Origin of the sequence: Paenibacillus donghaensis (assembly GCF_002192415.1) — a bacterium.
Classification (GTDB): domain Bacteria; phylum Bacillota; class Bacilli; order Paenibacillales; family Paenibacillaceae; genus Paenibacillus_AQ; species Paenibacillus_AQ donghaensis.
Map to the genome: position 1 here is coordinate 7,584,144 of NZ_CP021780.1, position 23,120 is coordinate 7,607,263.

At 47.8% G+C, this 23,120-nt stretch carries 44 protein-coding genes; 43 read left to right on the top strand and 1 reads right to left on the bottom strand.

What is annotated here, in order from left to right; all coding sequences use genetic code 11:
- Positions 1-37: 37 nt before the first annotated feature.
- Entirely contained in the window at positions 38-775 is a 738-nt protein-coding gene (locus B9T62_RS34335; protein ID WP_087919355.1) for a type 2 periplasmic-binding domain-containing protein, read from the bottom strand.
- A gap of 186 nt (positions 776-961) precedes the next feature.
- Between B9T62_RS34335 and B9T62_RS34340 the strand changes: the two genes are divergently transcribed.
- The 43 genes from B9T62_RS34340 to B9T62_RS39725 all read left to right on the top strand — a co-directional run bounded on the left by B9T62_RS34340 (position 962) and on the right by B9T62_RS39725 (position 23,116).
- Complete coding sequence (locus B9T62_RS34340) at positions 962-1,231, top strand: transcriptional regulator (protein ID WP_087919356.1); 270 nt, start codon at positions 962-964, stop codon at positions 1,229-1,231.
- Between the two features lie 27 nt (positions 1,232-1,258).
- A complete protein-coding gene (locus B9T62_RS39695) occupies positions 1,259-1,471 on the top strand; it encodes a hypothetical protein (protein WP_157794119.1) in 213 nt (70 codons plus the stop codon).
- A 154-nt stretch (positions 1,472-1,625) separates the two neighbouring features.
- Positions 1,626-1,880: a helix-turn-helix domain-containing protein gene (locus tag B9T62_RS34350; protein ID WP_157794120.1), complete on the top strand. Its 255-nt coding sequence runs from the start codon at positions 1,626-1,628 to the stop codon at positions 1,878-1,880.
- Positions 1,877-2,167 (top strand): hypothetical protein, encoded by a 291-nt coding sequence (locus B9T62_RS34355; protein ID WP_087919359.1) that lies wholly within the window; start codon positions 1,877-1,879, stop codon positions 2,165-2,167. Before B9T62_RS34350 ends, B9T62_RS34355 begins: the two co-directional genes overlap by 4 nt.
- A complete protein-coding gene (locus B9T62_RS34360; protein WP_087919360.1) occupies positions 2,164-2,385 on the top strand; it encodes a hypothetical protein in 222 nt (73 codons plus the stop codon). Before B9T62_RS34355 ends, B9T62_RS34360 begins: the two co-directional genes overlap by 4 nt.
- Before the next feature lie 254 nt (positions 2,386-2,639).
- The gene (locus B9T62_RS34370) at positions 2,640-2,942 is read left to right on the top strand and encodes a hypothetical protein (protein WP_087919362.1); all 303 of its coding nucleotides are present in this window, start codon (positions 2,640-2,642) and stop codon (positions 2,940-2,942) included.
- A 26-nt stretch (positions 2,943-2,968) separates the two neighbouring features.
- Entirely contained in the window at positions 2,969-3,193 is a 225-nt protein-coding gene (locus B9T62_RS34375; RefSeq protein ID WP_169834477.1) for a hypothetical protein, read from the top strand.
- 4 nt (positions 3,194-3,197) lie between these two features.
- Entirely contained in the window at positions 3,198-4,007 is an 810-nt protein-coding gene (locus B9T62_RS34380) for a DnaD domain protein (RefSeq protein WP_087919363.1), read from the top strand.
- Positions 3,985-4,332 carry a hypothetical protein gene (locus tag B9T62_RS34385; RefSeq protein ID WP_087919364.1) on the top strand — a complete coding sequence of 116 codons (348 nt, stop codon included), beginning with the start codon at positions 3,985-3,987 and terminating at the stop codon, positions 4,330-4,332. Before B9T62_RS34380 ends, B9T62_RS34385 begins: the two co-directional genes overlap by 23 nt.
- Positions 4,298-5,668 (top strand): replicative DNA helicase, encoded by a 1,371-nt coding sequence (gene dnaB, locus B9T62_RS34390; RefSeq protein WP_087919365.1) that lies wholly within the window; start codon positions 4,298-4,300, stop codon positions 5,666-5,668. Before B9T62_RS34385 ends, dnaB begins: the two co-directional genes overlap by 35 nt.
- 11 nt (positions 5,669-5,679) lie before the next feature.
- The gene (locus B9T62_RS40085; protein WP_169834478.1) at positions 5,680-5,838 is read left to right on the top strand and encodes a DUF6906 family protein; all 159 of its coding nucleotides are present in this window, start codon (positions 5,680-5,682) and stop codon (positions 5,836-5,838) included.
- Complete coding sequence (locus tag B9T62_RS39700) at positions 5,838-6,014, top strand: hypothetical protein (protein WP_157794121.1); 177 nt, start codon at positions 5,838-5,840, stop codon at positions 6,012-6,014. Before B9T62_RS40085 ends, B9T62_RS39700 begins: the two co-directional genes overlap by 1 nt.
- A 26-nt stretch (positions 6,015-6,040) precedes the next feature.
- Positions 6,041-6,208, top strand: coding sequence for a hypothetical protein (locus tag B9T62_RS39705; protein ID WP_157794122.1), 168 nt, complete (start codon positions 6,041-6,043; stop codon positions 6,206-6,208).
- A gap of 79 nt (positions 6,209-6,287) precedes the next feature.
- Complete coding sequence (locus B9T62_RS40090) at positions 6,288-6,437, top strand: hypothetical protein (protein WP_169834479.1); 150 nt, start codon at positions 6,288-6,290, stop codon at positions 6,435-6,437.
- A complete protein-coding gene (locus tag B9T62_RS34395) occupies positions 6,434-6,799 on the top strand; it encodes a hypothetical protein (protein WP_087919366.1) in 366 nt (121 codons plus the stop codon). The genes B9T62_RS40090 and B9T62_RS34395 overlap by 4 nt, the downstream gene beginning before the upstream one ends.
- Before the next feature lie 2 nt (positions 6,800-6,801).
- Positions 6,802-7,041, top strand: coding sequence for a hypothetical protein (locus B9T62_RS34400; protein WP_087919367.1), 240 nt, complete (start codon positions 6,802-6,804; stop codon positions 7,039-7,041).
- Between the two features lie 169 nt (positions 7,042-7,210).
- On the top strand, positions 7,211-7,675 hold the full coding sequence (locus tag B9T62_RS34405; protein WP_087919368.1) for a hypothetical protein: 465 nt from the start codon (positions 7,211-7,213) through the stop codon (positions 7,673-7,675).
- A gap of 90 nt (positions 7,676-7,765) precedes the next feature.
- Positions 7,766-8,080: a hypothetical protein gene (locus B9T62_RS34410; protein ID WP_087919369.1), complete on the top strand. Its 315-nt coding sequence runs from the start codon at positions 7,766-7,768 to the stop codon at positions 8,078-8,080.
- 67 nt (positions 8,081-8,147) lie between these two features.
- Positions 8,148-8,582, top strand: a complete 435-nt coding sequence (locus tag B9T62_RS34415; RefSeq protein WP_087919370.1) for a hypothetical protein — start codon at positions 8,148-8,150, stop codon at positions 8,580-8,582.
- Between the two features lie 170 nt (positions 8,583-8,752).
- Positions 8,753-9,229: a hypothetical protein gene (locus tag B9T62_RS34420; protein ID WP_087919371.1), complete on the top strand. Its 477-nt coding sequence runs from the start codon at positions 8,753-8,755 to the stop codon at positions 9,227-9,229.
- A gap of 298 nt (positions 9,230-9,527) precedes the next feature.
- Positions 9,528-9,836 carry a hypothetical protein gene (locus B9T62_RS34425; protein WP_087920540.1) on the top strand — a complete coding sequence of 103 codons (309 nt, stop codon included), beginning with the start codon at positions 9,528-9,530 and terminating at the stop codon, positions 9,834-9,836.
- Entirely contained in the window at positions 9,826-9,978 is a 153-nt protein-coding gene (locus B9T62_RS39710; RefSeq protein WP_157794123.1) for a hypothetical protein, read from the top strand. Before B9T62_RS34425 ends, B9T62_RS39710 begins: the two co-directional genes overlap by 11 nt.
- Positions 9,965-10,117 (top strand): hypothetical protein, encoded by a 153-nt coding sequence (locus B9T62_RS39715; RefSeq protein ID WP_157794124.1) that lies wholly within the window; start codon positions 9,965-9,967, stop codon positions 10,115-10,117. The genes B9T62_RS39710 and B9T62_RS39715 overlap by 14 nt, the downstream gene beginning before the upstream one ends.
- Before the next feature lie 24 nt (positions 10,118-10,141).
- Positions 10,142-10,633, top strand: a complete 492-nt coding sequence (locus B9T62_RS34430) for a hypothetical protein (protein WP_087919372.1) — start codon at positions 10,142-10,144, stop codon at positions 10,631-10,633.
- Positions 10,634-10,904: 271 nt separating this feature from the next.
- Entirely contained in the window at positions 10,905-11,300 is a 396-nt protein-coding gene (locus tag B9T62_RS34440) for a hypothetical protein (protein WP_087919374.1), read from the top strand.
- The gene (locus B9T62_RS34445) at positions 11,297-11,506 is read left to right on the top strand and encodes a hypothetical protein (RefSeq protein ID WP_087919375.1); all 210 of its coding nucleotides are present in this window, start codon (positions 11,297-11,299) and stop codon (positions 11,504-11,506) included. Before B9T62_RS34440 ends, B9T62_RS34445 begins: the two co-directional genes overlap by 4 nt.
- Before the next feature lie 93 nt (positions 11,507-11,599).
- Positions 11,600-11,977, top strand: a complete 378-nt coding sequence (locus B9T62_RS34450; RefSeq protein WP_087919376.1) for a hypothetical protein — start codon at positions 11,600-11,602, stop codon at positions 11,975-11,977.
- A gap of 422 nt (positions 11,978-12,399) precedes the next feature.
- Positions 12,400-12,960 (top strand): tyrosine-type recombinase/integrase, encoded by a 561-nt coding sequence (locus B9T62_RS34455; protein WP_087919377.1) that lies wholly within the window; start codon positions 12,400-12,402, stop codon positions 12,958-12,960.
- 243 nt (positions 12,961-13,203) lie between these two features.
- On the top strand, positions 13,204-13,950 hold the full coding sequence (gene terS / locus B9T62_RS34460; protein WP_157794125.1) for a phage terminase small subunit: 747 nt from the start codon (positions 13,204-13,206) through the stop codon (positions 13,948-13,950).
- A complete protein-coding gene (locus B9T62_RS34465; protein WP_087919379.1) occupies positions 13,950-14,633 on the top strand; it encodes an HNH endonuclease family protein in 684 nt (227 codons plus the stop codon). The genes terS and B9T62_RS34465 overlap by 1 nt, the downstream gene beginning before the upstream one ends.
- A 139-nt stretch (positions 14,634-14,772) precedes the next feature.
- The gene (locus B9T62_RS34470) at positions 14,773-15,099 is read left to right on the top strand and encodes a hypothetical protein (RefSeq protein ID WP_087919380.1); all 327 of its coding nucleotides are present in this window, start codon (positions 14,773-14,775) and stop codon (positions 15,097-15,099) included.
- Positions 15,096-16,808, top strand: coding sequence for a terminase large subunit (locus B9T62_RS34475; RefSeq protein WP_087919381.1), 1,713 nt, complete (start codon positions 15,096-15,098; stop codon positions 16,806-16,808). The genes B9T62_RS34470 and B9T62_RS34475 overlap by 4 nt, the downstream gene beginning before the upstream one ends.
- Positions 16,809-16,818: 10 nt before the next feature.
- Positions 16,819-18,072, top strand: a complete 1,254-nt coding sequence (locus B9T62_RS34480; protein WP_211296384.1) for a phage portal protein — start codon at positions 16,819-16,821, stop codon at positions 18,070-18,072.
- Positions 18,056-18,706 carry an HK97 family phage prohead protease gene (locus B9T62_RS34485; RefSeq protein ID WP_211296385.1) on the top strand — a complete coding sequence of 217 codons (651 nt, stop codon included), beginning with the start codon at positions 18,056-18,058 and terminating at the stop codon, positions 18,704-18,706. The genes B9T62_RS34480 and B9T62_RS34485 overlap by 17 nt, the downstream gene beginning before the upstream one ends.
- An 11-nt stretch (positions 18,707-18,717) precedes the next feature.
- A complete protein-coding gene (locus B9T62_RS34490; protein WP_087919382.1) occupies positions 18,718-20,004 on the top strand; it encodes a phage major capsid protein in 1,287 nt (428 codons plus the stop codon).
- Positions 20,005-20,042: 38 nt separating this feature from the next.
- Positions 20,043-20,327, top strand: coding sequence for a hypothetical protein (locus tag B9T62_RS34495; RefSeq protein WP_211296386.1), 285 nt, complete (start codon positions 20,043-20,045; stop codon positions 20,325-20,327).
- Positions 20,327-20,599 carry a hypothetical protein gene (locus B9T62_RS34500; protein WP_087919383.1) on the top strand — a complete coding sequence of 91 codons (273 nt, stop codon included), beginning with the start codon at positions 20,327-20,329 and terminating at the stop codon, positions 20,597-20,599. The genes B9T62_RS34495 and B9T62_RS34500 overlap by 1 nt, the downstream gene beginning before the upstream one ends.
- Positions 20,596-20,916: a phage head closure protein gene (locus B9T62_RS34505; protein WP_087919384.1), complete on the top strand. Its 321-nt coding sequence runs from the start codon at positions 20,596-20,598 to the stop codon at positions 20,914-20,916. The genes B9T62_RS34500 and B9T62_RS34505 overlap by 4 nt, the downstream gene beginning before the upstream one ends.
- Positions 20,909-21,298: an HK97-gp10 family putative phage morphogenesis protein gene (locus B9T62_RS34510; RefSeq protein WP_087919385.1), complete on the top strand. Its 390-nt coding sequence runs from the start codon at positions 20,909-20,911 to the stop codon at positions 21,296-21,298. Before B9T62_RS34505 ends, B9T62_RS34510 begins: the two co-directional genes overlap by 8 nt.
- Positions 21,295-21,669, top strand: a complete 375-nt coding sequence (gene gp17 / locus B9T62_RS34515) for a tail completion protein gp17 (RefSeq protein WP_087919386.1) — start codon at positions 21,295-21,297, stop codon at positions 21,667-21,669. Before B9T62_RS34510 ends, gp17 begins: the two co-directional genes overlap by 4 nt.
- 2 nt (positions 21,670-21,671) lie before the next feature.
- Positions 21,672-22,556 (top strand): major tail protein, encoded by an 885-nt coding sequence (locus B9T62_RS39720; RefSeq protein ID WP_157794126.1) that lies wholly within the window; start codon positions 21,672-21,674, stop codon positions 22,554-22,556.
- 75 nt (positions 22,557-22,631) lie between these two features.
- A complete protein-coding gene (gene gpG / locus B9T62_RS34525; protein ID WP_087919387.1) occupies positions 22,632-22,946 on the top strand; it encodes a phage tail assembly chaperone G in 315 nt (104 codons plus the stop codon).
- A 29-nt stretch (positions 22,947-22,975) separates the two neighbouring features.
- Entirely contained in the window at positions 22,976-23,116 is a 141-nt protein-coding gene (locus tag B9T62_RS39725; protein WP_169834480.1) for a hypothetical protein, read from the top strand.
- The last annotated feature ends 4 nt before the right edge of the window (positions 23,117-23,120 follow it).

Sequence of the window (23,120 nt, forward strand, 5' to 3'; positions counted from 1 at the left end):
GAAACACCAGAACATTTTTTGTCTTTAATCTCTAGAGTTACTTCTTTTTCATTCTCGCAAAAGAACGTACAATCTCACGTACAGCAGACATTACTTCTGGATCATCACGAAGATTAACGCCATATTCTTCTTCTGCTTCTCTTATGACTTGATCAGTTGCAAACTCAACAATCACAGGTTCTTCAACATCATACACAATTTTATTGCTCTTTTTTCTTTTTCCATTTCCATATTCATCTACATAATCAGAAAATTTTATTTCGAAATTTCCGAATACAAGGGATTCGGAAAAAGGAAAGAAACTATGTTTGAGTTGAGCAATAATATCGGCAGCATATTCAGGGTCATTTTCTAAGTGTTCTGTAAGAATGTAGATGTTTAATTCGTCTTTAACATCATCGGCAAGGCTTAGTATAACTTCTAAAATGTTTTTTTGAACAAAACCATAATTCCAATAAAACTCTAAAAGTTCAGTCAATTTTCTAATAATTGAAAATAGTATTCTAAATTTATTAAACTCCTGAAGAGCCGGTTGGACTTCTTCAGGAGCTTTTTCTATATAGGAGGCCATTAGTAACTCTTGGGACTTCCCTCCTGTGACTTCAGCCAATGCACGGCTAATGTCTTCTGATGCTGGTGGTTTGTTTCCATTTTTGAGCTTGCTAATATAGGAGCGATCAATTTTAATGTTTTTGTTCGAAAGCCTAATTGCAATCTCCCCTAAGCTTAAACCGCTCTCTTCAATGTATTTTGATAATAGTTCAGAATATTTCACCCTCACTCCTACCTTTCATTTTAAACTTTCATTCTCAATCATATTATAGTGTTGACTTTAAATACAACGTTTTGACTAATGAGTACCAAAAAAGTGTTGACAATGAAGTCACACGTTGGTACTATGAAGTCAACAAAACTAGTGCCTTTAAGGTCACTAGTGATTATAGAGTCAAGGAGGTGCCGAATGAATACTTATACTGAGAAGCTACAGCAGTATATAAGGGACTCTAAACTTTCTCTTTCTCAGATTTGCAAGCTTCTTCAAAGCAAAGGGTTGAAGACAGAAAAATCATATTTGAGTAAATTACAAAATGGAAAGTTAGCTCCAGCAAGTGACATGATGAATAAAGCATTGGCAGAGGTTTTGTCGGTAGATCCGGTAGAGCTGATGGCCGCTGCTTATAGAGAAAAAATTCCTGCAGAAGTATTGGAACGAATTAGAGGTTCAGCTTAATTTTAGCTAAGAAGGGTGGTTCCATACATGAAATCGGTAGATGTTCCATTTTCAGAAACGGATGTAATCACGATACCTGAGTTAGCGAAGCGCTTGAAGGTTGCTAAAGGGCAAGCCTATGACATTGTTTCTATTCGTGGATGTCCAGTATACGACTTGGGCGGTGAAAGGCAGAAAAGAATTATTTGGGGAGATTTTCTGGTGTGGTTTAGAACAAATTTTAAGGCAACAGCAGGTTGAGGAAATCCCGCCGAGCGGTACCGTCTTCGGCGGGATGGGGTGGAACGTATGGGGGATAAGGGTTGGTGACCTCTTATCTAAAGAATAGCATAGAGGCTCCGCCTTATCCATGAGAATACGGCATATGCGAATATCTCATGATGGAGGGCTGGAAATGAAAGTTGGAACAATAATGCGCGCATGCCGTGAACGAAAAGGCTACACGCAAGAGCACATGGCGGGATTAATGGAAGTGGATCAGGCAACGATAAGCCGCTTTGAAAACGGGCGGCAAACGCCTGATTTGACCACTTTCGTTGAGTGGGTGGATCAAACCGAATCGCAGGAAGTTGCTGTGGCCTATCTTTACGGGATAAAAGGAATAAAGATTATGCAGCACATTATGAATCAAAGGGAGGTTTCGATTTGAATAATGAGGATTGGATAGGTGAAGCGAAATTCATAGCTTCCAATGCAAAACAGAATTTGATAATGATCAATAATCAAGCGAGTCTTATTGACCCGGTTAAACTGAGCCGGAACATTAAATGGCTAGAAATGATGATAGATCTGAACAATCACGAACTGGCATTTGCCAAAGAACAACAGAAAAAAGCCCGCCTGGCTGGGCGGACCTCGTTGAGATCCCGATTAAAGAGTCTCTTGTCGTCCATTTTAACCGTGGATCAGCAAAAGCGCAAGGGGGAAACGGTTTGACAGATCAAGAGAAGGAAGCCTGGGCTAGAAAACTGGCTGTAATGTATGTGCTACGCCGGAGTGAATGGTTTACGTCGATTGATCGTGGTTTGTTCCCGTTTAAACAAATTGCGGCTGCTAAGCTAGATCAGCTGACCGAAGTGATCGAGACGCTGCCGGAGGATATAAAGATTCTCACTAAATCGTTCATTTCAGAGGAGGGTAATCATGCCCTATAATTTCACTCCCGATGAGAGCGTATCGGTTCAGATCGCCTTGATCTACTCATTAGAACATCTAGAAGAACGGCTGAAGAGTTTTGAAGACCGCGGAATGCCATCGAATCATACTCAAACAATGATCGATAGCACCAGGAGTGCTTTGGATAAAATCAGAAACACACTATAACCGCCTGATGATGGCCCGAGGGATACGGGCCGAAACCCCGCAAGGGGTCGCGGATATCCGCAATAACTTGAAGGAGGTAACCACTATGATTCCTGCTGAGTTAAAGAAAGACCGTTACTGGAGAGGGCTTATTTACATTTTTCAGAATCACGCCAAGCTCCAGCGCTATCTGACACCGGATTATGTTGATTTTGAAGAAATGACTGTCCACACAGCCAAGCTAAAGAAGGCTGCAGCTGGATGGAGTACGTCCGAGAAATTCATGCTGGCTCTTGCGCTTCACCTGTTCAATGGGCGCAACAAGGTTGACATGTCTGAGGCTGATCGCCTGGACGATAACAACACAGAAATTGCCCTGAAGGCGCTCCGGCTTCGGTACGCGGGGTGAGTACGTTATTCAGCAAGAACCAGTCCGTGAGCATATTTAACGACAGGCCATTGACGCAGAGCCTCATCGGCCCCCGTATCATGGCGCTGCTGGACAGCGACCCGGAGGCATTCGAGCAGGAGGCCATCGAGTATTTTGCTCTTGGTTATCCGGGCCGCACTATCGTGCGGTTTGATAATCCAACGTTTTACCTACGGGACGACAGGCCGTTGAAGCCTTATTTTAAAGACAAGCAGCGACAGCAGAGGTGAGATTATGGATTTTGCGGAAGAAATGACCGCCTTCACAGATTGGCTCGAAACAAATCCGTTGGAGCCATCCGCACAAACTTTGCTGGTGCACCTCATGGTGATTGCAAATAAGAGTGGATATCCAGAGTGGTTTGCCGTAACCAATCCCCTCCTGCAGGCGAAGGTGGGCATTTCCGAAAACTCACTGACCAAGCACAGGAACACGCTGATCCAAAAAGGTCGGATCGAATACAAGAATCAAGGCAAGCAGCAGGCTGGAAAGTACCGATTATCCTTCTTTACCTCAAATAATGCGGTAAAGCATGAGGTAAAAGGTGCGGTAAAGTATGAGGTAAAAGGTGCGGTAAAAGGTTCAGTATTATTTAAAGATCTTAAAGACCTTAATTCTTCTTCTGCATCTTCATCATCTTCTGCAGATGGCGAATCGGAATATGAGTCCTTTTACCAAGCTCACAGGAGAGTGTTCGGGTTCGAGTGCAACCCTATCCAGGCAAACAAGCTAGGCGTATACATCGACCAGGATGGTCTTGAAGAGCCTGTGGTTATACGAGCAATTGAACGTGCAGGGCTTGCAACATCCCGTTATAGCTTTGGACTTATTACCAAAATTCTGGATGATTACTTTCACGCTGGTGCGAATACACTGGTTGCGGCAATTGCGCTGGATAATGCGTTTGATGCTTCCCAGCAGTCGGCAGCTAAGGTGTCGAAGGTCAAAAAGGCACCAGCTCAGACGGACAAGCAGGCAAGAATTGCCGAATTAAAACGCAGAGCAGAGGAGGCTAGGCAACTTGAAGAGAGCGCAAGTCATTGACCTTTTGGCAAAGTTGACGGAGGAATACGCCAACATTGACATAAGCGATCCAGAAGTTGACCGACTCTACGAAAATCTTAAAGATTTCCCATTTGATGTCGCGTGTGAAAACGTCCGGCAGCACATGCTTACAAACCCATGGCCTCCGAAGATCGCACAGATCCGTGGTGGGGCAGGAGATCAACGGGAAAAGGGTCGCGCAAAATCACAGACAACAGATTATTTTGCTGAGAGAGATAAGGCCCGAGCGGCTGCTAAGCCAGTACCTCCGGGTTGGAAGGAGGAACTGTATGCAAGGCTCAATAAGGGAACTGCCGCACGATGAAGAGGCTGAACTGGCTGTGCTTGGCGCTATTCTGGTGGACGAAACAGGAAATGCCATAGATACGGCGATGTCAGTATTACCTGAAATGTTCTACAACTCCGATAACCGGACAATCTTCTCCGGCATGCGGGACTTGCGCGAGGCTGGGGAGCAGGTTGATATCCGGTCACTGGTGGTGATGCTCAATCATAACAAGAGTCTGCAGAGGATCGGCGGCACTTATTATCTGTCCCGAATAGCTTCCGCTTCACCGACTGCTGCCGACATTGAATTTTTCATTGGAACGATCAAAGACAAATTCACACTGCGGCAGGCAATAAGGGACGCAGAGGCTCAGATCGACCTTGTGTATGCCAGTGATGATGCAGGAACAGTTGTTGCTCACGCCTTAACTAAATCCGCTGCATTGTCTGATCAGACAGCACCTAAGAAGGATTTTAAAACCACCAAGGAAATTGGGATTGAATACATTGACACGATAGATCAGCGTGTAAGCAATCGGCTGAACGGCACGACCAGCGGGAAGGAAACAGGGTTTACCGATCTGGACAAGCTAACTGGCGGATTCCAGAAGCAGGATCTGATCATCGTAGCCGCCCGGCCATCTGTGGGGAAAACAGCTTTTGCTCTTAACATAGCGCAGAATGCAGCAGCACGAAGCACAGAGCCTATAGCCGTCTTTAGCTTAGAAATGTCAGAGCAACAGCTAATGCAACGCATGGTGTGTGCTGAAGTCAACCTTGATGCAAACGACCTAAGAATGGGCGACATTACGAGTGATGATGATTGGGGAAAGTTGACGATAGGTATATCCTCTCTTGCGGACAAGAACATTCACATCGCTGACGATCCTATTGTCACGGTGCATGACATTCGCGCTAAATGCCGCCGATTGAAGAGGGAACAAGGGCTTGGACTGATCATCATTGATTACCTGCAGCTGATCCAGGGAAGCAGCGGTAAGCGTGGTGAGAATCGGCAGCAAGAGGTATCCGAAATTTCCCGTGTGCTGAAGCAAATTGCCCGTGAACTGGATGTGCCGGTGATTGCCCTGTCCCAGCTCAGCCGGAATGTTGAGCAACGCCAGGACAAACGCCCGATAATGAGCGACTTACGCGAGTCTGGTTCCATTGAGCAGGACGCTGATATCGTAGCCTTCCTGTACCGTGACGATTACTACAATCAGGATACCGAGAAAAAGAACATCATCGAGATCATCATCTCTAAGCAGCGGAACGGCCCGGTGGGCACGGTGGAGTTGGTATTCCTGAAGCAATTCAATAAATTCGTCAACTATGAACGTGCTCATCTTATAGATAAACGCCAATTGGTGTAGGAGGAATTTACATGAAAAATGGAAAACGACCAACCCGCCGCCAGCAGGAGACGATTGCAGCAGCCGGACTTAATCCGCAAAACTGGTTGGTGTCTAAGGACTGCGCCACTGAATTCATCGTTATTAATCGTCTGACAGGCAAGGATCGGGATCTTCGCGGGAATGTCTAATGGGTACCCGCTGGAATTACTGGCATGTCTACCACTACATGGTGACAACGTTCCTGCATACCGGCACTGCGCCAGTTCGGAACGAACTGCTGCAGGAATTCAAGGAATTGGGAGCATCGGAGATCGATGAAGCCATTGCGGAATATGAATTCGTGGTGGGTAGGGATAAACAGTAGACGCAAACTATGAAGGAGTGAGAGCAATGGCAAGCAAAGTAACCGAGTTGTATAACAGAGCTGGTCTTTGGCAGACCAGATCACAGCAAGCTGCCGCAAAGGGAGACTTTAATCGGGCAGGGAGACTTCAAACAAAGGCATTAAGTTTAGTCGCACAAGCTCGAACACTTGAAGAAAAACAAAGGTCAAAGTAGTGCGTATTCCGAAGATACATGACATCAGGGGATAGAGGAGGTTACAGCCCTCCTCTCCCACTAAGGGAGGATATAAGCCGTGAAAGTCAGATATAAGAAATGGCATAACAACTACGATTTTGTGGTTGGCGAAGAGTATCAGGCAAGCCGTTACAAGCCCGGATGGCTGCTGATTGACGGAGTATTGTATCGTTCAGAACATTTCAAGGTAGGGGAGGAAGCCCAATGACACAAACAACCAAGAGGTTTAAAGCGGGATCATCCGTTATGTTGCCATCTGGTGTTATTCAAGAAATTTCAGATATCCAGTATGTCCACAATCGTTATCAACTCAAGGGAATTAGTGGGTGGAGATACGGAATAGATCAACTACGGCGAGTCAACTGGAAAGCTGAGGCTGAGAAATGGCGCGAGGAAGCGTTACGCCAATACCCAACACCAGAAGCCTACGAGGCGGCATGTGCATCCAGAGACAAGCACGGCGCGCGCAGACGCAGCAGTGAAGCCAATATGACTGAGATTGACGAAGTGTTAAATGATATCCTTGACACCCTTTACCCAGATACCCCAGCACCCAAGGAGGGTGAATAGTCGTGAAACAAGGATTCTGCAGCTCGTCCGAATCAAAGCCATGTGTCGTCTGTAACAAGCAAACAGCCAATTACAGGACCTATGAGCAGGCCAACATCGTAATCCAAATACCTCTTTGCGATAACGTTTATGAGAACAAATACTGCTGGCGTTCTGTCGATGTGAAAAAGCTTGCCCGGCAGCAATTGATAGATTTAAAACGCGAGATTTTGAAGCAGTCTGAGGAAGGAGATAACCAATGACACTCAAGAAAGGCGACTGGATAGAATTTCAGGCTGGAGGAGTCGGGAAAATCACTCGCATGGCAAAAGACAGAAGTTGGGCAGATGTTTGGTGTGGAAGTTGGTCAAAGAGAGTGCCGGACCCAGATAAGCACTTGAAACCGGCCACAAGCGCACAGGAGGCTGCACAATGACACTCACAAGGGAAGAGATACTGGCGATGGAGCCGGGCAGACAACTGAATCGGTTGGTACAGGAACACATTCTAAAATGGATCCCTTGGCAGGAGGGACGTGGCGATTATACGGCGATCGTATACCAAAATCCCGGAGAACGTGAACCATACATGAGGACTCAGCGTTGGGAGACCGCCAAAGAGAGATACTCAATCATCGCTTACTCTGATATCGACGAAATGGTTCATGCTGTTTACGGAGACAAGGGTTGGTCAACTGACATATCCGCAGCATGGGAAGTAGAAGAAAGAATCCTTGCACTATATCTGAATGAACAACCAGGACTTATTGATGATTATATAGACAGCCTAATGGACGTGATTAGAAAAGAGCATGGATTCAGCCCAGCATTTAGACTGGCACACGCAACGCCTGAACAACGGTGTAAGGCTGCTCTAATGGCAGTACTTGGCTTATAACGGCCGTCAGGCCTCCGATTCGACCGAATCAGCTTAGCGTAGCGGAGGCCGTATAAGGTCTGGTACTTAACTTATAAGGGGGCAGAGACAATGCCAGAATCAAAATATCCACCAATGACATATGAGCAGTTACAGAACTCACACGATGAACTGGAGAAGACGGCTCAGGACAATTATTACAATCTGAAGGATTGCGAAGCGCTTTTGATAGAAAGCAGAACCAAGGCAGATCTCTTCGCTGTTGAGATTATGAGACTCCAAAGGATTTACGTGGTTGCGCGGGAAACCATCGAATCGTTGTATCAAATCACTCGGCGGGGAGAACTGACTGACCAAGATATGAAAGACGCAGACGCCGCCTATGATGCATTGCTGAGTTACGTGGAAGTCACTCAAAAACGATAATTTAGGGGGCAGATACCATACCGAGCACATCCTCGATATGGTACACCCCAAAGGGAGAGGATACAACGTGAATACTTATGAGGTTTGGGTCCAGTGGAACGAATGGGACGATCCATGGTGCCGGCAGACGGTACAGGGTGAAACTGCTGGGAAGGCTAAATATTCGTTCTGGGAATACCTGCAGGATGGATTGTGGGAAGAACCTTTCGGTGAAGTGGTCAAGAAATTGCGCTGCCGGAAGATCGGCGGGTTCAAAGTAAGCGACCTTTTCACCAGCCCAGTTACTTTCCGGGAGGTATGCGAACGCCGTGCGATTGACTTCGCATATCAAGGGATGAAGATCGAAGTTAACGGACAGCCGGGAGTAATTGTGGGGGCTAACAACTCTATGAATCTGGATGTGTGCTTTGATGGAAGATACTATGCTGAAAACTGCCATCCATGGTGGAAGACAAAATACTTTGACCGCAAAGGCAATCTAATCAAGGAATTCAATGACTGAGGTATAAGGGGGAGAAGAGGAATGGCAGCTGCAGCGTGGCTAATGATACCGGCGTGCTTGGTAGGAGTAGCGTTCATGTTTCACGGGTTCAATTTTATTACCATCCATAAGCACTATCACAACTATCAGGACATCCAAAAGGATGATAAGAAGTAGAGGGAGAAGAGGATATGACCGAAAAGACCCGCCCAAACCTGATCACCTCAGTATCCATGGAAACCCGGTTGTTCCGGAAGCCTAAGCAAATTGGTGAAACGATTGAGAACCGAGATGGGGAGTTGCTGCTGATAATCGGGATAGAACGCTTCGAGGTAAGGCATGACACTATTAAAGTCTGGTATACGGTTCAGAGGCTGGAGATTACAGAGTTTGTGAGCAAAGGAAAGTTGTACAGACCGCCGCATACGGTAGAACTCGAAGCCAAGGCCAAGCATGATGATTTAAATATCAGAACTCTTATCCCCGGACGGACCGTGCATGTTCACGGAGAAGCCTACAAGATTATGGAGTACACAGAGATTGACCTGAAAAGCACTGATTTATATATTTCAATGCTGGCGTATCCTATTTATCCGATTGATCGTAAAGAGGCAAAAACGAAGTTGATGGATGCGAAAAGGCAGAAGTTAAAGTTCGAAGTGATTTGATTGGCCGAAGGGCTCCGATTCGACCGAATTACCCAGTTTACGGGGGCCGATATATGATATCTGCTCCCCATAAAGAAAGGAACAACCCACATGATACCTTGGATAAAGTATGACCCATATAGCAGAGAAATCGAAAGTCACGTCCCGCATTTGGTTACAGATGGCGTGAGGAGAGAACTTGCATGTCACGCTAAATTGATCGGCAAGGATGGCTATGGATGGCATGTTCGTGGTAGTTATCGCATTACTGGTGTTACACATTGGGCACCCATCAACCTACCAGGGGAGGAAACAGACAATGCCTAAATACCGAAAGAAGCCAGTAGAGATCGAAGCCGTGCAATGGTTCGAAGGTGATCAAGTGGAAGGCGTGCAGGATCTAGCGACGCTCTCAGAAACGTGGTACAGCAAAACGGCTGCAGATGGCAGATATGTCGTTAACACACTGGAAGGCATGATGAAGGTTAGTCCGGGAGACTGGATCATAACTGGCGTCCAAGGTGAACGTTACCCATGCAAACCAGATATCTTCGAACTGACCTATGAACTGGCTGACCCCACACCAGTACAATCAGACACCGGGGAGGGAATAAAAGATGGAGACTAAACCAGGAGACATCTATACAGCGCAGATCATGACCATTAAAAACAAGAAAGGTCTCCCAACAGTAATCTCCATGGATGGCCGTATATACATCCTTCAACCAGCATACCAACACAAGGAAGTGAAGAAGAATGCAAAGAAGTGATATAAGCGACTTCGACTTGATTGACGAAGACTTCGAAGAATTCCAGCGCCGGGGTCTTGAATCCTTCGGCATTACTGATACCCAAATATCCGTAGTAACACCGCACGATATCCACTCTATACTAATCGTAAATATGTAAGATAACCGCAAGGAGGTAACGCCCATGATCGAGTTGATTCCAGCGCCGCAAAACGACTTTACCCCCAAGAATGATTTAGATGATATAACGAGAGCCTATCAGGTTCAATTCTTCAAGAATGCGGATGAAGAGGATATACGGAAAGCCTTATGGCTACTAAACAGTTATCGGACCATCAAGGGGCTGGTAGACAGTTATGAATTTGTTCTCAAGCAACCCCAAGAGAACGGTCTAAACGATTTCGACATGGCCGGAGTTGAGGGAGCCGTCAAACGCCTTAGCACAAGCGACCACATCTCCAATCTACCGGCTAACGTACTCATAGCAAAAGAGACACGCCATCTTAACTACATGCTCTATAAACGAGTGACAGACGCTGTGCTTCACGCAGCCAACAACGTGGTAGATCCTCATGAACATATGATTGTGCAACTTCTCTTCGTGGGGGAACGGAAATACCGATACAAAGATGCTGTTGAGTACGAAGAATCTGCGAAGGAGGGAAAACCTTTATGAGCACATTAGTACCAATCCATCCCCGAGCCATTGACCTGATTAATCAAGCGATCCGTCCTCTTCTATATAGAGGGTGCAGAATCGCAGAACTTCACCTTTACGTTTGCTACCAGTCAGAGATTGCCCAACACGATGCCATCGAAACGGCATTTGGCAAGTTACATGTTCGACCTAGCTACTATATTCCAAAGGGATACTCTTATATCCGAGAATATCCAGGCAAGGCATTTTCATGGGTCACAATTAGACAGCCAAAGGAGAGTAAGGCGATATGAGTACACCAGAACGCGAAATCAAGGTTACCCTGTTGGATGGATCAGAGGTATTAATGAATACGGGAGACAGAGTGCTATTCCAAGCATCCCGGCCCGGAGCCATACCGCTTGCTGTGGAAGCAGATACGATTATGGACGATATGCTCCTGGCTCTGGAAGATGCCCACAATCAACTAGGCGTAATGAGGAAATCATTTATGTTCAGCGGATCTGCATTGGCAGAAGTGCAGCAGACCGTCGAAGAATTGGATATAGCTCTGGATTTATCCGTTGAAGAAACGAATAAATGGGTAACGCTGGCGAACAGCGCAACGGCGGATAATGAGAGATTGAGGAGATTATTAGAAGAAAACAAATTAACTGATCCAGAGGAAAGGAGCGAAAAAGTGTGATCATCAAGACAGTAGAGAATATCAGTTCAGAAGTTGGCTGCATTGTTTCGGGGGTTTCATTCCGAGCGCAGCGTGAACGGGGCGGGTACAGCATCACATTCGGAGAATTCAGAGGGCAGTTCATTCCAGCGGAATCGGCAATCATATTAAGCGACATTGTACTAAATGAGGACGGCAAGATCCCGCGAAACGGAAGATATGCCTAAGCAAATCAAAGACCCCTAATCCTTGGCCGGGCGGGGTCGATGAACGGTAAATAATCCCTCAAACCCATTATAACACAAAGGGGAATGAGGGGAATGGCAATGGTATGGGAGCAAGGGGAACTGTTTCCACGCGCAAATAAGGGTGACATTCAGGTGACCAAGATGCTGCTTCGCAAACAACCCGATATGGTTAAAATCGTCCAAGCGCTGTCGGAGAGAACGGAGCTGACAGCCGATGAAGCAGCATGTCTTAAAAAGTGGGGTCCAGTTGTTCAAAATGTTGAGTTAGCGATAAATTCTATAATAGATAGAGAAATAAGAGAAATCATGCAGTACCGGTTCATTCTTCGGCACCCTCGAAAAGCGGCGGTTATCAAGTGGAGTTCCTTCACAGGCCGCTCACTTGATCGTAAGATCGACGAGGGGACGGAAGCAGTGGCCGGTACACTTAAGCTTCTCGGCATAATTTAATGTCTACATTACGTCTACTTTGGGTCTATTCAGCGTCAACATTGCGTCTGTATATTGGATTTAAAGTAGGGACATAGGACGGAAACATCGTCCGGGTGTCCCTACTGACCCTTATCACGGTAGGACTCGGCCATGCTGAGCGGTGATGATGCACTTCTGACAAGAGGGCGGAGCTGTAGCACAAGTAGCAAGTAGACGTTGCGGCGGTATGGATGCGGGGAATGAGAGTTAAAGATGCTCTCAATGCGCTCCGCCCGGGCGCATATTTATGGTCATTGTGATATTCCAATGCAAGTACGGGCATTTATATCATGGCCTAATGGTGAAGGTGGTTCGAATCCATCAAGGCCGAATAAGTTAACCAGTCAGGGTCGCTCATCATTGGGCGGCTTTTTTATTGTGAAGAATATCGGGGTGGTGATATGAAGAAGGTTCAGCCGATTCGGGACGAGCGAATCATTGATGGTATGAAGTATTACTTTAGAAATCGCAGTTTGCGAAATTACCTGTTCTTCTGCATCGGGATTTATTCCGGCCTGCGGGTATCCGACTTATGTACGCTTCGTGTAGGCGAGGTACGGGGTACACATGTAAGTCTGGTAGAACAGAAGAATAAGCATGCAAAGAAATTTGTGATCCATCCCAGCATCCGTGAGGATCTAAATCGATACATTGCTGGCATGAGCGATTCAGATTATCTGTTCGCCAGCAGGCAACGCAAGAAGGTTAGCCGGATCAAGTACCAGCCGATTGACCGAACAACGGCTTACCGATTCTTGAATGATGCAGCTCATGAGTTTGGATTGAGAGAGATCGGGTGCCATACCTTGCGGAAGACATGGGCTTATCGATTATATATGCAGGATTCAAAGAACCTAGCGTTACTAATGGAGATGTTCGGACATACCAATCCGTCGGACACATTGGACTATATTGGCCTCACACAAGACATGATGGATAAGGCGATCATGTCTTTGCGCTAATTTCAGTGAAACATAATCAGCACTTTATCGAAGTCAAGTTTAAGCAGGGGAATGCATATATGAAGAAACGTGATTTTAGAGCAGCAGAATGAGTGCAACAGAATTACCATTGTGTTTCACTCAAAACCCAGTATTTAGCAGTTTAGCAGCAGCAGCCTTTAGCACAGTAAAGTTACACATGGAATTAAATGTTAAAAGTGTACTGCGCAAACACGAATGCCGTGCGGAGGTGGTGGTGATGAGGTGAGCAGGGGCAGAAGTGAGAACCGCGACAAAGCATTTCAAATGTGGGAAAAGAGTGGCAGAACCTTGCCGCTGGTCGAGATTGCCAAGCAATTGGGTGTATCGGCATCATTGGTTCGTAAGTGGAAGTATGAGGATGCATGGGAGGCGCGGCCAAGTCGTAAGCGTGGCGGTCAGCCGGGGAACAAGAATGCCGTAGGAAATAAAGGCGGCGGTGCTCCTCCAGGTAATAAGAATGGCTGGAGGAACGGCAACTATGAGTCCATGTGGATGAGTCAGATTTCCGTGGAGCATAAGCTACAGTTGATGAAGATGGAGACAGATCCGCGCCAGATCCTGCTGAATGAAATCATGCTCCTTGAACATCGTGAGTACATGATGATGAAGAACATGAAGGATATCGAAGAGGGCAAGGATCGGCTGAGTATTGAGCGGAAGTACCAGTTCTTCGAAGAAGAAGCAGCCGAAGGCGACGCTGAGTCGCTCAGGTTTGTGGAAGGTGTTCCGCAGTTTAAGCCGGTTAAGGTTGTGTCCAAGCAGATCGTTGAAGAGAAGACCAAAGAGCCGCAGCAGTTGGAACGTATCCTACAGATACATAACGCGCTTACGGCGGTTCAGGGCAGGAAGATGCGGTGTATCGCGCTGCTTGACCAGTTTGATCGTAACGAGCTAACCAATGAAGAACTGCGCTTGAAGATCGAGCGCATGCAGCTTGAAGTGAATAAGCTTAGAACGGAGGCGTGGTGATGGCAAGGCATGCAATACTCCAGACGTTCTATACATCGGAGAAGTGGCGAGTTTTCCGGCTTGGCTTGATCCTCGAACGGGGGAACCGTTGCCAGCACTGCGGCGGGATCATTGCAAGGTCCATTGATATCATCGGCCATCATAAGGTAGAACTAACACCGGAGAATGTGCATGATCATGCAATCAGTCTTAACCCGGAAATGGTTGAGCTGATCTGCTATGACTGTCATAACAGGGAGCATAAGCGATTTGGCTACCAGCATACCAAAGAGGTGTACTTGGTATATGGTCCGCCGTTGGCCGGGATGATGGATCTTGTGCGGCAGCAGATAAGTAGAGGTGATCTGATCGTCAACATGGATCTGCTATACTCTGCGCTGTCTGGCCTACCGGATTATGATAAGCCGGATGCATTATATTCCAACGTGGTAGGGGTACAGAACCTTCTTCTGGACAACATCAAGACCAGGCTTGGCAAATGGGGAACAGCTTGGATCATCGGCGGGTATGCCGAGAAGTTTAAGCGAGAACGTTTGGCTGAAGAGACTGGTGCTGAACTGATCTTTTGCTCAGTGAGTCGAGAGGAATGTCTATCGCGATTAGAGAGTGAAGAGGCGCTTCGCTACCGGAAGGATGAATGGCGCGGTTATATCGAAAAATGGTTTGAACAATTTCAAAATTAATATTTTTTAAAATTTATTTTTTATTTTTTTTCCAAACCCCCCCAGAAAAATAAAATATTTTTTTCCGAGGGAACCGAGGAGGGCACCCTTTTTTGTTACACACCGAAAAATTTGAAATCGGATCGAGGTGTTGAATTCTATGGAAAAGTCGGAGGTCTACAGTCAAGAGTTGGCGAAGTTGCAAGCCATCTTCACCGACGTTGATCCGGCCAAGGCTCAGCTTGTGGAAGGACTAATGGAGGACGCCGCTTTCCTAAAGGCTGAAAACTCTGTTCTGAAGCAGGCGCTGAAGACTACGGGCATGGTTAAGATTCACCCGAGCAATCCTGATCTTCAGAAGCCGGTGGAGGCAGCGCGGCAGTACCTTAAGAATGTGAATGCTTATGCTGTTGTCGTGAAGACGCTGAACGGGGTGCTGTCGAAGAATGCACTTGATCCTGAAGATGATATGGATGAATTCGAATGAGTGCTCCATATGCTTCCTTCCTACATGAGTATATTGCGAAATGTAAGGCCGGGGAGATTATTGTCGGGCAGGAACTGCAGCAGATGTTTGACATCCTTGAGGAGAATCTGCGTGATCCTGACATCCAGTTTGATACAGCAGATGCCCATAAGCGAATTAAACTCATTGAAACCAAATGCAAGCACTATGAAGCTCCGTTCTCCGGCAAGCCCTTCCTACTGGAGCTGTTTCAGAAGGCTTTCATTGAGGCCATTTACAGTTTTAAAATCTTTGATGATGAAATTGGCCGTATGGTCCGGCTGTACCAGGACATTCTGTATTTGGTTGGGCGTAAAAATGGCAAGACCCCACTTGTGTCTGCTCTGATTCTAGCAGAGTTCTTCTGTGGGCCAGAGGGACTTAAGGCGCTTTGTTCCTCAAATGACTATGAACAGGCTGACCTTATGTTTCAGGCCATCAATTCTATGCGGGAAGAGAGCAAGTCGTTGGAGCGGAAGACCCGGAAGAACATCAAGGGCATTTACTTCGGAAATCCGAAGAAGCCGACTCATACCGGAAAGTTCTCATACCGGAACAAAGGATCTATTCGCAAAATCTCTGCTAAGACCGGCGCCAAGGAAGGCCGGAATATCGGCGTGGGTGCAGTGGACGAAGTTCACGAAATGAAGGACAACACCAGCACCATGCCTATCCGCCAGGCTCTATCCACTCAGGATGAGCCTCTTTATATTGAGTTGACCACGGAAGGATTCACCAATGAGGGATACCTGGACGGGCGCATGCGTGAGGCGCGGCAGGTGCTGAACCGGGAGCTGGATCGTCGGCGCTGGCTGGTATGGATGTATACCCAGGACAATGAGCAAGAGATCTGGCGGGATGAGAAGACCTGGACAAAGAGCAATCCCGGACTGGGCAGCATCAAGAAGTGGAGCTTCCTACGGCGCATGGTCGAGGAGTCCAAGACCAATCAGGAAATGCGTGCCTTTGTACTTTCTAAGGATTTCAACATCAAACAGAATAATGCTGCTGCCTGGCTCATGGATCAGGATATTGCAAGCGAGGATGTGTTCGACATTGAGCTGTTCCGTGGCGCATTTGCTATCGGAGGTGTTGACCTTTCCAAGTCTGGAGACTTGGCATGCGCCAGGGCGCTGATGATGAAGGACGGGAAGAAGTTCACCTGTCAACAGTATTTTGTCCCGGCTTCCAAGATCCCGACACTTTCTAAGGATGATCGTGAGAAGTTTGAGAAATGGACAGCGCTCGACCTAGTTACGATTTCGGATGGAAATGAGAATGACTTCCGCCATGTCACAGCTTGGTTTGTTCGTTTGTTCAAAGACTATAACATCCGGTTTTATAAGGTCGGCTACGATAAGTGGTCGGCTACCTATTGGGTGAAGGAAATGGAAGAGTACGGATTTGATATGGTGCGGATTAGCCAGGAGTATGGCAGCCTGTCGGAGCCGATGAAGCTGGTCAAGGCGGATCTGCAAAGCAAGTTGATCAATTACAACCAGCATCCGATGGACCGCTGGTGCCTGGAGAATACAGCGTTTGAGATTAACAGCAAGATGGAGATTCGGCCCGTTAAGGTTCAGGGCAAGGATGAGAAGAAGATCGACGGTACCGTTACTTTGATCTTTGTGTACAAGGTGTACATCGATAACCGAACCGAATTCCTTGATCTTGTGAAGAGAGCGGGGTGAGATAGTGGCATTGATAGACAATTTTAAGGGCTTGCTCTCCAAAACGAAAGAATTTGTCCGTGCGAAGATGCTGGGCGGTTACATGCCGGTGTTCAGCCAGTTCGGTAATAGCATTTATGCATCAGATATTGTGCAGAACTGTATTGATATTATCGCTACGGAGATCAGCAAGCTTCAACCCCGGCACATTCGGACAGACGGAAACGGCATGCAGACCACGCCGCGGGGAAACTTGAACCGTCTCTTTAAATTTGGCCCAAATGAGCTTATGACCACACGGGACTTCTTAGAGAAAATAATCTGGCTGCTTTACATGAACTTCAACGTGTTCATTTATCCGGTGTACACCGTGCAGCTACGGGAAGACGGATCAGAGATCCGCAGCTATACTGCGCTATACCCGTTAAATCCCTATCAGGTTGATTATCTACAGGACCCGACAGGCCGATTGTACGTCAAGATGTATTTTGCCTCAGGGGATCAGTTTACTGTGCCGTATTCTGATTTGATCCATATCCGAAAACGTTATTCAGTGAATGAGATCATGGGCGGCGGATCGAATGGACAGCCGGACAACGAAGCACTGCTAAAGATGCTGAGGATCAACGATACCGTTCTCCAGGGGATTGAGAAGGGGATCAAGACGAGCATGTCGATTCGTGGGGTGCTGAAGATTGCAACCATGATGGATGATGAATCTCAGCGTAAGGAGCGGGAGCGCTTCGAGAAGCTGATGTCCTCCGGTGACTCCGGCATCCTGCCGGTTGACTTGAAGGGCGAGTTCACGCCGATTTCCATTGATCCCAAAATGGTGGACAAAGACACGCTCGACTTTTTGAAGACGGGCGTGCAGGAATGGTTCGGTGTCTCACTGCCGATGCTCGCGCGGGATTACAATGATGAGCAGTACCAGGCGTTTTACGAGAGTACCCTGGAGCCTATTTTAATCGGGCTTAGCCAAGCCTTTACCAAGACGATCTTCACGCCCCGCGAGCTGGATATGGGGAATGAGATCGTTTTTTTTCAACGGGACATGATGTACCTCAGTACAGCGGCCAAACTTAACCTGATTAAGACAGCTGGGGAACAGGGGCTGCTGAGTGACAACCAGAAGCTGGCGCTGTTGGGATACCCACCTTTGCCGGATGGTAACCGGATCACGCAATCTCTGAATTACGTGGACCGATCCATCATCAACATATACCAGCTCAATGGAGCGAACCCGAAATCTGGAAAGGCGGTGAAAGATGATGCTGAAGAATAAGCTGCCGGCCATGCATGAGCCGGAGCGCCGGGCTTTTGCCATGAACGATCTGCAGGCTGATCCGGCAGGCAATATCATTCAGGGACATGCAGCCGTATTCGAACAGGAAACGATTATAGGCGGTTGGTTCAAGGAGATTATTGAGCGGGGGGCTTTTGATTCTACCGACTTCAAGGATGTGATTCTAAGTGTGAACCATGACCTGAAGCGGATACCGCTGGCTCGCAGCCGGAACAACAATGCGAATTCTACCCTTCAACTGCAGGTGGATCAGCAAGGGCTGTCCACACGCGCTGAATTAGATGTGGAAAACAATATGGAGGCCAAGGCGCTTTACAGTGCTGTAGGCCGGAGCGACATTTCAGGAATGTCCTTTATCTTCACGGTGCGTGATGAGTCCTGGGAAGGGCTTGATACAGAACTTCCCGTTCGCCGCATTAAAGACATTGGTCGAGTGATTGAAATCTCTGCGGTATCCTTCCCGGCCTATGACGGGACTGATATAAATGCTCGTGACCAGCAGGCACTGGAGAGCGCCCGCGCCGCACTGGATAGTGCGCGGTCCGGACTGGATAGTTCGAAGGACGAGCTTGAAGTATTGAAACTGCGTAACCAAATTTTAGCGAAGGGTTAAGGTGAAAGAATATGAATAAAAAGAAATTGCAGAAGCTGCTGGCGAAATTGGAAGCAAAGAAAGCGGGGTTAGTATCCCGTTCCGCGACTGTGGAGGCCGTAGCAGAACTGCGCAGTATCAACACCGAACTGGAGGGGTTGAACGGCGAAATCACAGAATTGCGTGGCATCGTCGAATCTATGCCAGATGAAGAAGAGGAACCGCCTGCCGGTGGCGCTACACCACCAGAACAACGGGGTGCACAACCACCTGTCGGAAATGCGGCGATGACTCAGTTTTTGAAGTCTTTCGGCATCGGAGGGCAATCGCAAGAACGTTCCGAGGAACCGGCTGACCCATACGGCACAGTTGAATACCGGAATGCTTTTATGATCTATGCCAAAACGGGTGAGATCAAACCGGAGCTTCGGGCTAATGCGACAACAACCACGGCAGACGTATCTGCGGTTATCCCGACAACCATCTTGAATGAGATTATCAAGAAGGTCACCGTTTATGGGCAAGTATTCAGTCGTGTTCGGAAGCTCAATATCAAGGGTGGGGTAGAGGTTCCCATTCTGGCGCTGAAGCCGGTGGCTACATGGATCGGGGAGGCGGCAGTTTCTGACAAACAAAAAGTTCAAGCTAATACAAAGCTGACCTTTACCTATTTCGGTCTGGAATGCAAAGTGGCCATTTCTCTCCTGGCTGACACGGTGACGCTTGCTGGATTTGAAACGGTAATCACGGATCTAATCGTGGAAGCTATGGTCAAAGCCATTGATATGTCTGTCATCAAAGGTACTGGGATCGGACAACCAAAAGGTATCACCGTTGACGATCGTGTGCCAGCTGGACAAATCGTAACAATGACACCAACTGAATTTGCTTCTTGGGAGAGTTGGAAAAAGAAAGTCACCTCAAAACTTCCCCTTGCTTATAAAGCAGGAGCAACTTGGTTGATGGCTTCCGGTACGTTCGAGGGATACATTGACGGCATGGTTGATGATAACGGCCAGCCTATCGGTCGGGTAAACTACGGTATTGCAGACGGACCACAGGAAAGGTTCGCGGGAAAGGAAGTTATTCAAGTTGAGGACGATGTGATTGCACCTTATGAGTCGGCGGCGGCGGGAGATGTTGTCGCGATTTTGCTCAACCTGAAAAACTTCGGTTGGAACTCCAACATGCAAATGACAATGTTTCGTTACTTTGACCACGATACGAATGAATGGGTGGACAAGGCTATCCTGATCGCGGATGGTAAGCTAATCGACCCTAACGGTGTGGTCATTGTCAAGAAGGGTACAGCATCCTAATAAACGGGGTCGTATGGCCCATGAAGGTGGTGAAAACGATGGCTAAGAAAACACAGGTTGCAAAGATTGACGGCGTTGAGGCTAACAACAAAGTGGGTGAATCCGTATTGCTCTGGAAAGCCACACGAGAATTGTCTGCTGAGGAGCATGATCAGCTATCTGTTAAACTGCGGCAGGAGCAGGAGCATGCAGGTATTAAAATCGTGCTGGTGCCGTTGTCCATTGATGCAGAAGTGATTGAAGAGCTGGCGGCAGAGACAGTTATAGAACCAGCAGTAGAACCGGATCCGCCAACCGAACCGGATCAAGGCGGGGATGAGTAATGACGGATGCGGAGCTGCTGATCGAGTGCAAAATTGGTCTTGGTTACTCCAGTGATGTAAATGAGACGGTTGATAAGCCGATGAAGCAGAAGCTGCTGGCGGTGAAGTCATATCTTCGCGGTGCGGGTGTGTCTGAGGAGATGTTGCAAGATCCACTTGCTGTTGGTGTTATTGTCATGGGTGTCAGTGATCTATGGGAAGTGAAGTCGGGGGAGGTTAAATTTTCCCCGGCTTTTTTCACGCTTGCTTACCAATTGGCGGTGAGATCATGAGGATGGACAGTGAGTTGTATTTGCTGAAGAGCGGGACGACAGGCAAGGATGTCAATGGCGATCCGATCATCACGATACTACGGCGGCGCATATTGGGCGAGAAGCAGTCTGTAAGGCAATCCGAGTTCTATCAAGCTGCTGCTGCAAAGCTTAACCCGGAGCTGGTGTTTGTTATCTGGACTATTGAATACGCAAGCGAAACCAAGCTCGAATATAACGGACTGACCTATTCCATCATTCGGACGTTTAACAAAAATGGCAAGGAGACGGAGCTTGTCTGCACTAGCCGGTTCAATGGAGGTGGTTCTAGTGGTTAGCTTGCAACTGGAAGGTATGGATGAGATCCGCCGCATGCTGGAGGGACTTGCTGAGAAGAAGGGCAAGGCCGAGAACAAGGCCTTGCGAGCGGGTGCCTTGGTGATCAAGGACGCTGCCGAGTTGCGTGCTCCCCGAAGCCGCAGCCAAAAGGAGCATCTGGCGGATAACATCGTGGTCACTAATGTGCGAACCGATGCTGGAGCCAAGTATATCCTGGTTGGTCCGCAGCGGGGCGACAATAACAAATTTTTTTACGGGAAGTTCCAAGAATTTGGCACATCGAAGATGGCAGCTCGCCCCTTCATGGGTCCGGCTGCTGTTGAGGGTGCTCCTCAGATGGTTACAGCCATGGCCGAAGCCGTACGGAGGGAGATGCGATGATTGATCTGATCCCCGAGGTCGTATCTGCCTTGCGTGGCAGACCGGAGCTGATTGATCTGCTGGGTGGGGATTATATCTGGCGGCATTTCGTACCTGAAGATTATGCTGAACAGTTTCCGCGAATTACATTCTTTGAAATGATTAACAACGACAATCGTTATGCCGAAGATGCTGCAGATTCCAGTGAGATTCACTTTCAGGTTGACGTTTGGCATAAGGCGGCTACCGCAGCGCTGGGCACTGAAGTAGATATTGCCATGAAGGCATCTGGCTTCGCTCGCTATTCGGGTGCGGACCTGTTCGAAGAGGACACAAAAATATATCATAAAGCCCTGCGGTACCGGACGGTCCGCAGGTATGAGGAGGATTAACCATGCCAGGAGTACGTATTGGTTTTAAAGATTTGTTCTATGCAAAGTTGATCGAGGATCTCGCGTCAGGAACGACCACATATGAGACACCGAAAAGGATTGCGAAGGCCATCTCCGGTACAGTTACGCCGACAGTGAATACAGAAACGCTGTTTGCGGATGACGGACCAGCAGAAACAGCATCGTCTATTGGGGGGATTGAGGTTGCTTTGGGCGTGGATGATTTGGATCTTCCGATTCAGTCCGATATGCTTGGCAAGGAACTGGTCAACGGCGTACTAATCGACGGAGCGGATGATATTGCCCCCTATGTGGCTATCGGCTTCCGTTCTCTCAAATCAAATGGGAAATACCGTTTCGTTTGGCTGCTGAAAGGGAAGTTCTCACTTCCAGAGGATTCCTACGAAACCAAAGGAGACACCCCGGCGTTCCAGACCCCGGAAATTACAGGAAACTTTGTCATTCGCGATTCCGATGGACGCTGGAGGCTTACCGGGGATGAAGATGTTCCAGGCTTCACAGCTGCGGAAACGTGGTTTGATGCGGTTCCGACGATTAGCACGGACAGCACGCCTCCAACGGCTACGGTTGTACCGGCAAACAATGCCACGGCCGTTGCGGTTACGGCAGCTCAGAAGTGGACATTCAACAAAACACTGGCTGACAATACAGTCAATGCTGCAAACTTTGTCGTCCAAAAGGCGGACGGCAGCGGCGTGGTGGCTGGGGCGCTCTCTCTGGATTCTGCTAAGAAGGTGGTCACGTTTACCCCTGCTGCCAATCTCTCGGCGGCTACGCTGTATCTGGCGTTGGCTGGCGTGGGTGTTCGGGATCAATCCGGCAATGCGCTGGCAGCGCCGATCATTACCAAGTTTACAACGGCATAGATTAGCCGGTTCATGGAGCACTCCAGCGAGGGGTGCTCTTTTTTCATGGTTTAACAAAATGAGAGGGTGATTACGTTGGAAATTAAGTTAGTTATAGATAAAAAGGAAAAGACATTCACGGTCCCGTTCGTCTCTGCTCGCATGCTGCGTAAATCGGTGGAATTTAGCAAGACAAGAAACACTTCAGATTTGAGTCCTGAAGATTTGGATGAAATGGCAGACTACACGGTTGATTTATTCGGTGCACAATTCACGCGGGACAACGTTTATGACGGGCTGTCCAGTCATGAATTCATCCCAACCGTAATGTACCTGATGAACGCGGCTGTATCCAAAGTGAATGATGATGCTGGCGGTAATGAGGACCCAAACGTGAGAGCGAGGGCATAGACCCTCTTGATTTTTTGGAGCAGTTCTATGTGATTCGCCTGGAAGAGGGCATGACATTGCAGCAGATCGAGGATATGGATATTGGTCTATATTTTAGGCTGATCAAGCGCAAGGGTAAGGGGAAGGCAGCAGACGGCGTTGTCACTGGATATATTGATCAGGTCTTATAGGGGG